Annotated in this window: 12 protein-coding genes and 1 tRNA gene; 6 read left to right on the forward strand and 7 right to left on the reverse strand. The window is 65.1% G+C overall.

The features are described 5' to 3' along the window. Nucleotides 1–53: 53 nt before the first annotated feature. Nucleotides 54–131 (reverse strand) — tRNA-Ile (locus FN976_RS06410). A gap of 228 nt (nucleotides 132–359) precedes the next feature. Between FN976_RS06410 and FN976_RS06415 the strand changes: the two genes are divergently transcribed. Further along, nucleotides 360–1,706, forward strand: coding sequence for an ATP-binding protein (locus FN976_RS06415; RefSeq protein ID WP_186510765.1), 1,347 nt, complete (start codon nucleotides 360–362; stop codon nucleotides 1,704–1,706). A 233-nt stretch (nucleotides 1,707–1,939) separates the two neighbouring features. Here FN976_RS06415 and FN976_RS06420 read toward each other — a convergent pair whose 3' ends face one another. Continuing rightward, complete coding sequence (locus tag FN976_RS06420) at nucleotides 1,940–2,212, reverse strand: DUF6471 domain-containing protein (RefSeq protein ID WP_145892141.1); 273 nt, start codon at nucleotides 2,210–2,212, stop codon at nucleotides 1,940–1,942. Between the two features lie 156 nt (nucleotides 2,213–2,368). Here FN976_RS06420 and FN976_RS06425 point away from each other — a divergent pair, with 156 nt between their 5' ends. Further along, nucleotides 2,369–3,499, forward strand: coding sequence for an IS1595 family transposase (locus FN976_RS06425; RefSeq protein ID WP_186510766.1), 1,131 nt, complete (start codon nucleotides 2,369–2,371; stop codon nucleotides 3,497–3,499). A 7-nt stretch (nucleotides 3,500–3,506) separates the two neighbouring features. On the opposite strand, the gene FN976_RS06430 is transcribed toward FN976_RS06425, so the two are convergent. From FN976_RS06430 to purN, 4 genes are all read right to left on the reverse strand, one after another. Further along, nucleotides 3,507–4,022, reverse strand: coding sequence for a hypothetical protein (locus tag FN976_RS06430; RefSeq protein WP_145892145.1), 516 nt, complete (start codon nucleotides 4,020–4,022; stop codon nucleotides 3,507–3,509). 72 nt (nucleotides 4,023–4,094) lie between these two features. Next, nucleotides 4,095–5,309, reverse strand: coding sequence for a DesA family fatty acid desaturase (locus FN976_RS06435; RefSeq protein WP_145892146.1), 1,215 nt, complete (start codon nucleotides 5,307–5,309; stop codon nucleotides 4,095–4,097). Nucleotides 5,310–5,441: 132 nt separating this feature from the next. After that, entirely contained in the window at nucleotides 5,442–6,710 is a 1,269-nt protein-coding gene (locus tag FN976_RS06440) for an RsmB/NOP family class I SAM-dependent RNA methyltransferase (RefSeq protein ID WP_145892148.1), read from the reverse strand. Next, nucleotides 6,710–7,291: a phosphoribosylglycinamide formyltransferase gene (gene purN, locus FN976_RS06445; protein ID WP_145892150.1), complete on the reverse strand. Its 582-nt coding sequence runs from the start codon at nucleotides 7,289–7,291 to the stop codon at nucleotides 6,710–6,712. Before purN ends, FN976_RS06440 begins: the two co-directional genes overlap by 1 nt. 24 nt (nucleotides 7,292–7,315) lie before the next feature. Here purN and FN976_RS06450 point away from each other — a divergent pair, with 24 nt between their 5' ends. The 4 genes from FN976_RS06450 (at nucleotide 7,316) to FN976_RS06465 (ending at nucleotide 11,771) form a co-directional block, all read left to right on the forward strand. After that, nucleotides 7,316–7,990: a YceH family protein gene (locus FN976_RS06450; protein WP_145892152.1), complete on the forward strand. Its 675-nt coding sequence runs from the start codon at nucleotides 7,316–7,318 to the stop codon at nucleotides 7,988–7,990. 27 nt (nucleotides 7,991–8,017) lie between these two features. Continuing rightward, nucleotides 8,018–9,196: an acyl-CoA dehydrogenase family protein gene (locus tag FN976_RS06455; protein ID WP_145892154.1), complete on the forward strand. Its 1,179-nt coding sequence runs from the start codon at nucleotides 8,018–8,020 to the stop codon at nucleotides 9,194–9,196. Between the two features lie 13 nt (nucleotides 9,197–9,209). Beyond that, a complete protein-coding gene (locus tag FN976_RS06460; RefSeq protein WP_145892156.1) occupies nucleotides 9,210–10,325 on the forward strand; it encodes an acyl-CoA dehydrogenase family protein in 1,116 nt (371 codons plus the stop codon). A 66-nt stretch (nucleotides 10,326–10,391) separates the two neighbouring features. Continuing rightward, nucleotides 10,392–11,771, forward strand: a complete 1,380-nt coding sequence (locus FN976_RS06465) for an alpha/beta fold hydrolase (protein WP_145892158.1) — start codon at nucleotides 10,392–10,394, stop codon at nucleotides 11,769–11,771. Nucleotides 11,772–11,866: 95 nt separating this feature from the next. On the opposite strand, the gene FN976_RS06470 is transcribed toward FN976_RS06465, so the two are convergent. After that, the gene (locus FN976_RS06470) at nucleotides 11,867–12,427 is read right to left on the reverse strand and encodes an HNH endonuclease (protein WP_145892160.1); all 561 of its coding nucleotides are present in this window, start codon (nucleotides 12,425–12,427) and stop codon (nucleotides 11,867–11,869) included. Nucleotides 12,428–12,435 lie beyond the last annotated feature (8 nt).

The raw sequence follows: 12,435 nt of genomic DNA on the forward strand, positions 1-12,435 counted from the left end.
GCGGCTGCCGTCCCGCTGTTCGGTGACCTTCAGTTCCCCAAGGATTAGGTAGTTGGTGCGGACGCCGGGTGTCGAACCCGGAACCTGCCGCTTATAAGGCGGCTGCTCTCACCACTTTGAGCTACGCCCGCGTTGAGCGGGCGCGCAGTGCTCCGCTCAGGCCAAGGTGGCCTGAGGTATGAGCGCGAAGTTCAGAGTGCACATGTCCACCATCCTAATACAGGCACCAACTGATTGCTTGCACCGTCGTCGAGATGAGGCGCTCACGTCCCAGCAGTACAGAGCGTCTGCTCGTGCAACAGGGGCTCTCTTCAGTGGAATACCAAGGAAGCTCCACAATAGGGTCCGGAGGTGATGGCATGGCGATTCAGGGGTTCACGCAGGAGGAGTTCGAGCGCACTCTGAACGAGTACGTGAGCCCGTCCTCGCCTATCGAGTCTTTCGAGCACCTTGTTGGCCGTCAGAAGCAACTCGAGAAAATTGAAGAAGCGATCATCTCGCCAGGGCGCCACATCTTCATCTACGGAGACCGGGGCGCTGGTAAGACATCGCTTGCTCGCACGGCAGCCTATAAGCATCACCCTGCCCACGGGGAGCCTGTTTACACCGCTTGCGGACGTGGAACCAGCTTCGCCTCGATTGTGCGCGACATCGTCTCGCAGCTGGATCAGCGCTCTGAGCTTCGCTCCATAGACAGAACCCTCACGGCTGGTGGCAAGGCATTGGGACTCGAAGGTTCGTACTCGGAGCTCGAGAAGGCGAAGAGTGTCGAGAACCTGGATCTGAATGCAGCGACGGCTGCTGTAAACGAAGCCGCGCTGCGGCGCCAAGGTCGCAGCATCATCGTTGTCGACGAATTCGAGAACCTTCCGACAATTGACGATCGTCACCTGTTCGCCGAGTTGATCAAGCAACTCAGTGACCGCCGCGTCCCCGTGTCGATGGTGTTCTGCGGGATAGGCAAGAGCCTGGACAGCTTGCTGCAGGGGCACAACTCAGCGCACCGGTACCTCGAAGAGATCGCGCTGCCCGCGCCGCCATTGACGTTCACTGGGTGCTGGGAGATCGTGGACTCCGCTTCCGGCGCTCTAGGGCTGAAGATCGAAGACACGCCACGCCTACGGATCGCACAGATCTCGGACGGCTTTCCGCATTACGTCCATCTGATCTGCCAGAAGCTTTGCTGGCGTGCGTTCCGCGACTCGGAAGTGGTTCACGAGCTCACCTCAGAGTTCTACATGGACGCGATCCGTGACGCACTGTCGAGCGTGGAGTCGCGCCTGCGAAGCGCATACGACCAAGCGACAAAGAAGGACCGCGACAGCTATGAGGAAGTGCTCTGGGCAGTTGCTGACCATTTCGAGCTACAGCGTAACAACCGACGCATCTACGACGAGTCTTACATGCGAATCATGGAAGACGTTCAGCGAAAGCCGCTCGACTTCACGACCTTCCAGTCCCACCTGACCAGTCTTCGCTCTTCACGCCACGGCGCCATCCTCGAGATGCCGCGGCGCGGGTGGGTCCAGTTCTCAGAGAACCTGATTCGGGGCTACGTTCGACTGGTCGCCGAGTCGAAGGGCGTGCGACTCGCACTCGAACACGAGCCCGGTCCAGAGCCGAAGGCGCTTACAGCGGCTGCGCGCTCCCAAGGTGTTCATCCGGCCTACCAAGGCAGGCGCTACACCTGGGGCTCGGGTCGGTAAAGCAGCTAGGTCAGAGCAGCATTCGTCGACGCTCTACCAGGAGCGCGACCCCGCCGAGGCCCGCGGGCACCATGAGGAGAACCCAGAACAGCACTTCCATGTGCGCATGGTGCCGCAACTCGCCCGACGCGTCTTGCGCGCGCTCTGCTCAACAACAAGCATCCGAGTTTGATGGTCGGGATTGCTGCGCCGCAGCTTGCCTTCCCCAAGTTGCTGTATAAAACAACAGTACGTCAGCGACGAGGGATCTTGGCCTTCTCTGCTGCCGGCAGGGGCGGGATGTCGATCCGGTTCTCACCAAGTAGCGCGAGCACTTCCATGGCGAACGCCAGGGAGAAGGTCCCTCTCGTGATCTTGTTGGTCAAGGACTGGCGAGAGATCTTCATGCCCTGCCGCCGCAGGAGGTCAGCGAGGTCCTCGTAGGCGAATGGCTTCCCAGGCTTCGCTTGCTTGTTCTTGACGTCGCGAATCAGCCTGCGTGCTTCCCGCTCATAGAAGGCGCTCACAGGCGAACGTTTCGCTGGTCTCACGAGTGCATCAAAAACGATAAAGGCCCGATCGTATCGGCGATGGCAACGCGTACTGAAAGAAAACTCATCTAAGAGTTTGTTCGAATCCACTGTCAGTGAGGGATGCCTTCAGGCAGGGGAAGACTCGCGGCCATGGCCAATGCCACGCAACTTTCCAACGACGTCGGTGATGAACCGCCGCAGGGGAAGAGTGCGCGCTCGGGTGGCCACTTCCTGCTTTCGCGTGCGGCGCGTGACTTCTCTCTAGCCCACGTCGAGAAGATGAACCGGGCTCAGGTCCACAGCTGGTTCGTCAATGCACGTTGGGGTGACGACGGTACCCAGGTCTGTCCCGAGTGCGGAAACATTGACCAGCACTACTGGATCAAGACTCGCTGGCAATGGCGGTGCAAGGACGTGGCCTGCGGCCGATTTTTTTCAGTCACGTCAGGGACGAAGTTCGCCGACCGCAAGCTGCCTCTGAAGTCAATCTTGCGTGGGATGCTGATCTTCTGCGCCAACGTTAAGGGCATCAGTGCCTGCTCGCTGGCTCGCCAGCTGGGGGTGGCGTACCAAACCGGGTTCGTGCTGCTACACAAGCTGCGTGAGAGCATCATCGAGGCGACCAGCACTCTTCCCCTAGAGGGCGTCGTGCACATCGACGGAGCACATGTCTCAGGGCGGATCCGCAAGCCACGGGTGAAGACGCCCTCAACGAAGCGCCAGGCTCGTGATCGCGTGCCGTTTGAAGAGGATGTGCTCCACAAGAACCGTCGCATCATCATGACCATGCGCCAGGCCGGCGAGGACGGAGAAGGGGCTGTGCGCACTATCGTGGCCGTGGTCCCCAGAGAGAGTGCGGAGCACGTGGAGCCCTTGATCCAGAGACACGTGAAGAAGGGGAGCAAGGTGATGACCGACGAGCTGGCCGCCTACGGCCGGTTGTCGATGCTCTATGACCACCAGACGGTGAATCACAGCAAAGAGTTCTCCACGAAGCCCAAAGGCGGTGTGAACAACAACCTCGCGGAGTCGTACTTTGCTCGATTTCGGCGGATGGTGATCGGCCAGACTCACCGAGTGACGCCCAAGTACATGTTCGACTACACGAGCGAGGTCGCATGGCGTGAGGACATGCGCCGGTGCTCACCCTCGTTGCAGGTCAAGACCCTGCTGACCGCTTCCTTGAAGAAGCCGTCAGTGTGGTGGCGCGGGTACTGGCAGGGGCAGAACCGATCCACTGAGATCCTCTTCGACCCGGGTCAACTCGATCAGGGCTCGTAGCGAAGAATCAAGCGCGTCGGGAAGCCAAGCCCATGTCAGCGAACTTCCAGGCGCCGAGCTTGTTCGTTGAGGATGCGTGAAGAGGCACCACCAAGCCTTCATCACGCATATCACGCAGCCGCCTGGCCACCACTCGGCGCAGGTTCTCCTTGCCGATCGCGTCCACGTCAAGCCCGTTCTTCCGCGCAATGAACAGCACGATCTCAAGCGTGTAGCGGGGTTCGCCCTCGGCCAGTCTGAGGCACTCCATGATGCCTTTGCGGATGTCTCCATGCCCAACCAATCTGGGCCGAGAGGTGCTTACGCCTTTGATCTGGTGGGGGTCAACGGGCACCTCGTGCAACGGAATGACGCGCTGCAGGGCGTCGAGAGCCTGCATCAGCTCAACCCGCTCTCTCGGCAGCGCCTCGAGCAGCTTATCGATCTTGTCGATCCTGCCTTTGAGCCTGGCCACCTCTTGGATGAGCCAAGCCATAGAGGGTGGGGTGCGCACCAGGCCCGTGTAGTCTCGATTCTTCGGCATGTCCCGATGTTTCCACCGGGACAGCTAGCAATCCAGTGCGTCAGCTAGAGAATGCCGTTGGGCGCTTGGCGCTTAGGCGTGCGCAGCGCGCAGCTTGTACGAGAACTGCCGCAGCGCGTCGATGCCGCTTTCCTCGGCGCGGTGGCACCACGCCTGCAGGTCGAGCGCCAGCTGCTCGCGTGACTGGGAGGTGTTCATCCACATCTGGCGCAGCTCTTCGCGCATCGTGACCATCTTGTCCAGCACCGGGTGGGCGGCACGGGCCTGGGCCAGGTGCGGCTTGGCGGAGGCCGGCACCTTGTCGTCGTCGCGGTGCATCCAGCGCTTGGCGGACTTGAGCATGGAGAAGTCCTGGCCCTTTGCCTTGAGCATGGCGATCTCCGCCTTGCAGGCGCGGCGCATCTCGCGGGCATAGCCGGCCATGACCTCGTAGCGGTTGGCGATGACGGCCTCGAGCGTCTTCTCGTCGGCCACCGGCTTGATGGCGCCCAGCACCAGCTTCGGCGGGACCTTCTTGACCGTCGCCCAGCCGACCTTGGTCATCAGCGTGATGTAGAACCAGCCGAGGTCGAACTCGTAGGGCTTGACCGAGAAGCGCGCCGACGTCGGGTACGTGTGATGGTTGTTGTGCAGTTCCTCGCCGCCGATGATCAGGCCCCAGGGCGAGATGTTCGTGCTGGCGTCGGGCGCCTCGAAGTTGCGGTAGCCCCAGAAGTGGCCGATGCCGTTGATGATGCCGGCCGCGGTGATCGGGATCCACGCCATCTGCAGGGCCCACACGGCCGCGCCGACCGCGCCGAACAGCGCCAGGTCGATGATGAGCATCAAGCCCACGCCCTGCCAGCTGAAGCGGGTGTACAGGTTGCGCTCGATCCAGTCGTCCGGCGTGCCGATGCCGAATTTGGCGATCGTTTCCTTGTTCTTGGCTTCGGCACGGTAGAGCTCAGCCCCGCGGTACAGCACGGTGTCGATGCCGCGCGTCTGCGGACTGTGCGGGTCATCGTGCGTTTCGCACTTGGCGTGGTGCTTGCGGTGGATGGCGACCCATTCCTTGGTCACCATGCCGGTGGTCAGCCACAGCCAGAAGCGGAAGAAGTGCGACGGGATCGCGTGCAGGTCCATCGCGCGGTGCGCCTGGGCGCGATGCAGGAAGATCGTGACGCTGGCGATGGTGATGTGCGTCATCACGAGCGCGGCAATCACGATCTGCCACCAGGACAGGTCCAGGAGGCCGTTGGCAAGCCAGTCGATCGCGGCAGTCAGGACGGCCCAGTCGGGGAGCATCATGGTGAGAAGTGTCTCTTTCTTGTAAGGGGAGTAGAAATACTGCTGGTATGAGGGATTTTAAGGCGGGGGGTTCCGTCCGGGCCTGTGGTTTTCCACAGAGATTTTGCGTCTAGTCAGGAAAACTCAGACTAATTACCGCGCGCGCTCCCAGGCCGCCGCAAAAAAACCGTCCGTGCCATGGCGGTGCGGCCAGAGCCGCAGGAAGGCGCCTTCGGCCCCGCTGCACAGATCGGCGGCTGCCGGCGCCTTGAGCTGCTGCAGAGCCGCTTGAACCGGCACGGCCTGGAAATCGCGATGCGCCTGGCTGAACGCGGCAGCGACCTGCTCGTTCTCTTGCGGGAGCACGCTGCAAGTCGCATAGACCAGCCGCCCGCCGGGCTTGAGCAGCCGGGCCGCGCTCTCCAGGATCGCCGTCTGCTTCGCGACCAGCTCCTCGATTTCCTGCGGCGTCTGCCGCCATTTCAGGTCGGGGTTGCGCCGGAGCGTCCCCAGCCCGGAACACGGCGCATCCACGATCACGCGGTCCATCTTGCCGGCCAGGCGGGCGATGCGTTCGTCGCGCTCGTGGGCGATGGCCGCCGGATGCACGTTGGTCAGCCGGGCGCGCGCCAGGCGCGGCTTGAGCGCCTCCAGGCGATGCGCCGACACATCGAAGGCATAGAGGCGCCCGGTGTCGCGCATCGCCGCGCCGAGCGCCAGCGTCTTGCCGCCGGCGCCGGCGCAGAAATCGACGACCATCTGCCCCCGCCTGGCGTCGAGCAGCAGGGCCAGCAATTGCGAGCCTTCGTCCTGCACCTCGATCGCGCCGCGAGTGAAGACATCCAGCTTGCCGAGCGAGGGCTTGCCGGCGATGCGCAAGCCCCATGGCGAATACGGCGTCGGCGTGCTTTCGATGCCGGCCGCCGCCAGTTCCTGGCGGACCTCGTCGCGCTTGCCTACCAGCGCGTTCACGCGCACATCCAGCGGGGCGGTGCCGTCGAAGGCCTTCACCAGCGCCCAGAAATCCTCGCCGACTTGCTCCTGCAGCGCTTGCGCCAGCCAGGCCGGCATGTTGTGCCGCAGCGGCTCCGGCAGGTCGGCTGCGGCGACGGCGTCGCACTGGGCCAGCCAGGCTTGCTCGTCCGCGCTCAGCGCCCCCTGCAGGAGGTCACGCGGGCCGGCGAACGCGAGAATGGCCAGCCGGCGCGCCCGCGGCCCGCTACCCGAGCTGGCCAGGTGCTCCAGCAAAGCCCGCTTGCGCAGGACGGCGTAGCCGGTTTCGGCGGCGGTGGCGCGTTCCCTCGAGCCGAGCGAGCGGTTTTCGCGAAAGTAGCGGGCGACGACCGCATCCGCGGGGTGCTCCAGCTTGAGCATTTCGCCCACGAGCCCGGTGCAGGCTTCCAGCAACGCCTTCGGATGCATCAGAGCGCCGGCAGCAGTTGGGCGATGGCGCGCGGGTAGATCAGGTGCTCTTGCGCCCTGACCCGCGCCGCCAGGCTGTCGGCCGTGTCGTCCGGCAGCACGGGCACCGCGGCCTGGGCCAGGATCGGCCCGAGGTCGAGTTCCACCGTGACCTGGTGCACCGTGGCCCCGGCGATCCTGCAGCCGGTGTCGATGGCGCGCTGGTGCGTATTCAGCCCGGGAAAAGCCGGCAGCAGCGACGGGTGGATGTTCAGCAGGCGCCCCTGGTAGCGGCCGACGAAGCCGGGCGTGAGGATGCGCATGAAGCCGGCCAGCACCACCAGCGCCGGCTGGCGCGCGTCGATCGCGCGCCCCAGCGCTTCGTCGAAGGCCTCCCGGCTGTCGAAGCGCTTGTGGTCCACCACCTCGGTGGCGATCATCTGTTCCCGGGCGATGCCGAGGCCGCCTGCATCCGGCCGGTTGCTGATGACGGCGCTCACCTGGGCCCCGTACCGCTGGCGCCAGTTGTCGCGCTGCGCCGCGCGCACAATGGCGGCCATGTTGGAGCCCCCGCCGGAAATCAGGATCACGATGTTCTTCATTGGCCCCGCGATTATCCCTGCCCCATGGAAGCCCTGAACCCCGTCGAGGCCCGCGTGCTGGCCACCCTCATGGAGAAGGCGCGCACCGTTCCGGACAGCTATCCGCTGTCGCTCAATGCCCTGGTGGGCGGCTGCAACCAGAAGACCAGCCGCGACCCGGTCATGAACGTGACCGAGGCCCAGGCGCAGGACGCACTCGACGCGCTGAAGCGACGCACGCTGGTGTTCGAGTCCAGCGGCAGCCGCGTGCCGCGTTGGGAACACAACTTCCAGCGCGGCATTGGCGTGCCTGAGCAATCGGCGGTGCTGCTGGGCCTGCTGATGCTGCGCGGGCCACAGACCGCCGCCGAACTGCGCATCCACAGCGAGCGCTGGTACCGTTTCGCCGACATCTCCTCGGTCGAGGCCTTCCTGGATGAATTGCAGTCCCGCGCCGAGGAAAAGGGCGGGCCGCTGGTGACTCTGCTGCCGCGCGCGCCCGGCGCCCGCGAGCAGCGCTGGGCGCACCTGCTGTGCGGGGCGGTCGACGCGGCGACCCTGGCGTCCGGCGGCACGGCCAGCGCCGGCGGCGAGGTCCAGGACGAACGGATCGCCCGGCTGGAAATCGAAGTGGCCGAGCTCCGTTCCGCTTTGCAAAACGTCCTGAACGAACTCGGCTTGTCGCCACTTGGACATCAAAAATCGAACGACCGTGCTTAAAATCGTCGAGCTTTCGGAGACACCCCCATGGATCTAGCTTTCACCCCCGAAGAACAGAAATTCCGCGAGGACATCCGCGCCTGGGTGCAGGAAAACCTGCCCAAGGAGATTTCGCAGAAGGTGCACAACTCGCTGCGCCTCACGCGCGACGACATGCAGCGCTGGGCGAAGATCCTCGGCCGCAAGGGCTGGCTCGGCTACGGCTGGGCCAAGGAGTTCGGGGGCCCGGGCTGGTCCGCTGTGCAGAAGCACCTGTTCGAGGAAGAAACCGCGCTGGCCGGCGCGCCGCGCATCGTGCCGTTCGGCCCCGTGATGGTCGCGCCCGTGATCATGGCCTTCGGCTCGCCCGAGCAGCAGAAGCGCTTCCTGCCCGGCATCGCGAGCGGTGAAGTCTGGTGGAGCCAGGGCTACAGCGAGCCGGGCTCGGGCTCGGACCTGGCGTCGCTGAAGACGCGCGCCGAACGAAAGGGTGACAAGTACATCGTGAACGGCCAGAAGACCTGGACCACGCTCGCCCAGCACGGCGACTGGATCTTCTGCCTGGTCCGCACCTCGACCGAAGGCAAGCCGCAAACCGGCATCTCGTTCCTGCTGATCGACATGAAGTCGCCCGGTGTCACCGTGCGGCCCATCATCATGCTGGACGGCGAGCACGAGGTGAACGAGGTGTTCTTCGACAACGTCGAAGTGCCGGCCGAGAACCTGATCGGCGAGGAGAACAAGGGCTGGACCTACGCCAAGCACCTGCTCTCGCACGAGCGCACCAACATCGCCGACGTCAACCGCGCCAAGCGCGAGCTCGAGCGGCTGAAGCGGATCGCCAAGGCCGAGCGCATGTATGAAGACGTGCGCTTCCGCGACGAAGTCGCCAAGCTGGAAGTGGACATCGTCGCGCTCGAAATGCTGGTGCTGCGCGTGCTCTCCGCGGAAAGGTCAGGCAAGAACCCGCTGGACATCGCCGGCCTGCTGAAGATCAAGGGCAGCGAGATCCAGCAGCGCTACACCGAGCTCATGATGCTGGCTGCGGGCCCCTTCGCCCTGCCTTTCATCCATGAGGCGATGGAAGCCGGCTGGCAGGGCGAGTACGTGGGCGGGGCCCATGTGGCTCCGCTGGCTTCGAGCTACTTCAACATGCGCAAGACCACCATCTACGGCGGCAGCAACGAAGTCCAACGCAACATCGTGGCGCAGGTCGTGCTGGGCTGATCAGGAGAACAACATGGATTTCAACTTTTCCGACGACCAGGAACAGCTGCGCGACGCGGTCCGCAAATGGGTGGACCGCAGCTACGGCTTCGAGCGCCGGCGCGCCGCCGTCAAGGCGGGCGGCTTCGACCGCGGCGCCTACAACGAGCTCGCGGAGCTGGGGCTGACCGGCCTGTACGTGGCCGAGGAGCACGGCGGCATGGCCATGGGCCCGGTGGAAGCGATGGTGGTGATGGAGGAGCTCGGGCGCGGCATCGTGCTGGAGCCGCTGGGCCAGACCTTGATTGCCAGCGGCGTGCTCGGTGGCTATGCGCCCGACGCGCTGCGCGCCGCGTGGCTGCCGAAGATCGCCTCCGGCGAGGCCCTCGTGGTGCTCGCGCAGCAGGAACGCCATGGGCGCTATCGCCTCGACGCCTGTGAAACGCAGGCCACGGCGGCGGGCAGTGGCTGGAACGTCACGGGCGCCAAGAGCATCGTTCCGGCGGGTGACCAGGCGGACGCCTTCATCGTCTCCGCCAAGTCCGGCGGCAAGCTCGGCCTGTACCTGGTCGAGCGCAGTGCCAAGGGCGTGACGACCCGCGGCTACGGCACGCAGGAAGGCGCCCGCGCGGCTGAAGTCAAGTTCGACGCCGCGCCTGCGCAGCTGCTGGCGGCCGACGGCTTGGCCGCGCTCGAACACGCGGTGGACATCGGCATCGCCGCCGCCTGCGCGGAGGGCGTGGGCGTGCTGGACAAGACCATGGAAGTGACCGCCGAATACATGAACACGCGCAAGCAGTTCGGCACGACGCTGGCCACGTTCCAGGCCTTGCGCCACCGGATGGCCGACATGAAGATGCAGCTGGAACTGGCGCGCTCCATGAGCTACTACGCCTCGCTCAAGCTGAACGCGCCGGCCGACGAGCGCCGCCGCGCGCTGGCCCGCGCCAAGTACCAGCTGGGCGTGTCCATGCGCTTCATCGGGCAGAACTCGGTGCAGCTGCACGGCGGCATCGGCGTCACCGACGAATACATCGGGAGCCACTATTTCAAGAAGCTCACGCAGCTGGAGCTGACTTACGGGGATACCCTGCACCACCTGGCCGAAGTCTCCGAAAGAATGCAGGACACGGCGGGCGTGTTCGCCTGACGCGTCGCGCAACCCTCCAACGCCCGCGCCCGCGGGCGTTTTCATTTCACCGGAGACTGAACACCCATGACCTCTCGCCGCGACTTCCTCGTCCTGGGCAGCGCCACGCTGTTGGCGACGGCTTGCGCCACCGGCCCCACCATGACCGAAGCTCCTCCCATCGTGTTCGTGCCCGGCAACGGCGACAACGCCGCCATCTGGCAGTCGGTCATCTGGCGCTTCGAGTCGAACGGCTGGCCGCGCGAGCGGCTGCATGCCATCAACCTGCCCTACCCGCTGGCGCGCGATGACGATACGAAGCCGCAGCCGGGGCGGACGTCGAACACCGACCAGATGGCTGTGCTGAAGTCGGAGGTCGACAAGGTGCTGGCCGCAACCGGCGCGAAGCAGGTGGTCCTGCTCGGGGTTTCGCGCGGCGGCACCATCATTCGCAATTACATCCAGAACGGCGGCGGCGAGAAGACCGTGAGCCATGCGGTGCTCGGCGGCACGCCGAACCATGGCCTCTGGGCCGTGCCGATTCAGGGTTTGCCGGACAACAGCGAGTTCGCAGGGCACGGGGAGTTCCTGAAGGCGCTGAACCGGCCGAAGAACGCGGCGGGCGACGAAGTCACGGGTCCGGTGCGATGGCTCACCCTGCGGTCAGACTCGAATGACAAGTACGCGCAACCCGACGGCCTGTGGGTCGGCAAGCGCGGGGTCGCCACCGGGGTGACGGTGGCCGGCCCGGAGCTCAGGGGTGCGACGAACCTGGTGCTGCCCAAGGTGGACCACCGCGAAACGGCGCTCTCGCCACAGGCATTCGCGGCGACCTACCGGTTCATCACCGGCCGCGACCCGGCCACTCGCGACGTCGTGCCGGAAGACCGCATCGCATTGAGTGGCCGCGTGACCGGCCTCGGCCTGCGCTCGACCGATCCGGCCAGCGGCAATTCTGAAAACAACCTCCCGCTGCCGGGCGCTCGCCTCGAGGTGTTCGCGGTCGACCCGAATTCAGGGGAACGCCGCGGCGGCGCTGTGCATTCTCAAGTGATCGGCGATGACGGCCGCTGGGGCCCCATGACGGCGCAGCGTGATACCCGCTACGAGTTCGTGCTCACCGCCCCCGGCTACGCCACCACCCACATCTACCGCAGTCCATTCCCGCGCTCCAGCACGGTCGTGAACATGCGCCCGGAGCGGGTGCCGGACGCCGACAAGAACGCACCCTCGCTGCTGATCATGAACCGGCCGCGCGGCTATCTCGACCCGTTGCGCGACAAGATGGCCTTCGATGGCCTGAATCCGCCGCCGGGCGCCGTGAATGGCGCCGGCGTCTCGGCCTCACGCATCAAGCCCACTGGCCTGCCGCGTGCGGTGGTGGCGGAATTCAATGGGGAGCGGGTCGTGGGGCGCAGCTGGCCGCTGGCGGAGAACCATGTGTCGGTGCTGGAACTGACCTACTGAAATCGCTGGGGTTCGCTTTCGGGCTCACCCCAGACTACGAATGGTTCGCTGCGTAGGCTGGCGGTGAGCCCGCAGGCGAACCCCAGCGGCACCGGTCAAGAATCGTGCAAGCGGGACGTCTTCGGCAAATGCGCCATCAGGAACTCCATCTGGTCCGCCAGGATGCGGCGGTTGCGCAGGATGAAGTCCTCCCAGAGGCTGGGCACGTACGGTGCATAGATCAGCGTCATCCCGGCTTGCTCCGGCGTCCGGCTGCCTTTGCGGTGGTTGCAGGCGCGGCAGGCGGTGACGACATTCATCCACTGGTCGCGGCCGTTCTGGGCGAACGGGATGATGTGTTCACGCGTCAGGTCTTCCTCGTGGAAATCCCCGCCGCAGTAGGCGCAGACATTGCGGTCGCGGGCAAACAGCTTGCTGTTGGTCAGGCCCGGCTTCAGCTCGAACGGGTTGATGTTCGGCACGCCCTTGGTGCCGATGATGCTGTTGACGCGGATGATGGATTGCTGGCCGCTGGCGGCGTTGGTCCCACCCCGGAAAACGGCGACGTCGGCCCCGGCCTCCCAGCGCACCTGGTCGGCGGCGTAGTGCAGCACGGCCTGCTCGAGCGAAATCCAGGACTGCGGCAGACCCTGGGCAGACAGCTTCAGAACCTTCAAACAGCGCC

The organism is Caenimonas sedimenti, from assembly GCF_007833165.1.
In the GTDB taxonomy this organism is placed as follows: Bacteria; Pseudomonadota; Gammaproteobacteria; order Burkholderiales; family Burkholderiaceae_C; genus Ramlibacter; species Ramlibacter sedimenti.

Bases quoted from the DNA above. Each gene is read 5' to 3' on its own strand.
- purN (WP_145892150.1), bottom strand. From the start codon at position 7,291: ATGAAGAACATCGTGATCCTGATTTCCGGCGGGGGCTCCAACATGGCC.
- FN976_RS06465 (WP_145892158.1), top strand. From the start codon at position 10,392: ATGACCTCTCGCCGCGACTTCCTCGTCCTGGGCAGCGCCACGCTGTTG.
- FN976_RS06440 (WP_145892148.1), bottom strand. From the start codon at position 6,710: ATGCATCCGAAGGCGTTGCTGGAAGCCTGCACCGGGCTCGTGGGCGAA.
- FN976_RS06415 (WP_186510765.1), top strand. From the start codon at position 360: ATGGCGATTCAGGGGTTCACGCAGGAGGAGTTCGAGCGCACTCTGAAC.
- FN976_RS06430 (WP_145892145.1), bottom strand. From the start codon at position 4,022: ATGCCGAAGAATCGAGACTACACGGGCCTGGTGCGCACCCCACCCTCT.
- FN976_RS06425 (WP_186510766.1), top strand. From the start codon at position 2,369: ATGGCCAATGCCACGCAACTTTCCAACGACGTCGGTGATGAACCGCCG.
- FN976_RS06460 (WP_145892156.1), top strand. From the start codon at position 9,210: ATGGATTTCAACTTTTCCGACGACCAGGAACAGCTGCGCGACGCGGTC.
- FN976_RS06435 (WP_145892146.1), bottom strand. From the start codon at position 5,309: ATGATGCTCCCCGACTGGGCCGTCCTGACTGCCGCGATCGACTGGCTT.
- FN976_RS06455 (WP_145892154.1), top strand. From the start codon at position 8,018: ATGGATCTAGCTTTCACCCCCGAAGAACAGAAATTCCGCGAGGACATC.
- FN976_RS06450 (WP_145892152.1), top strand. From the start codon at position 7,316: ATGGAAGCCCTGAACCCCGTCGAGGCCCGCGTGCTGGCCACCCTCATG.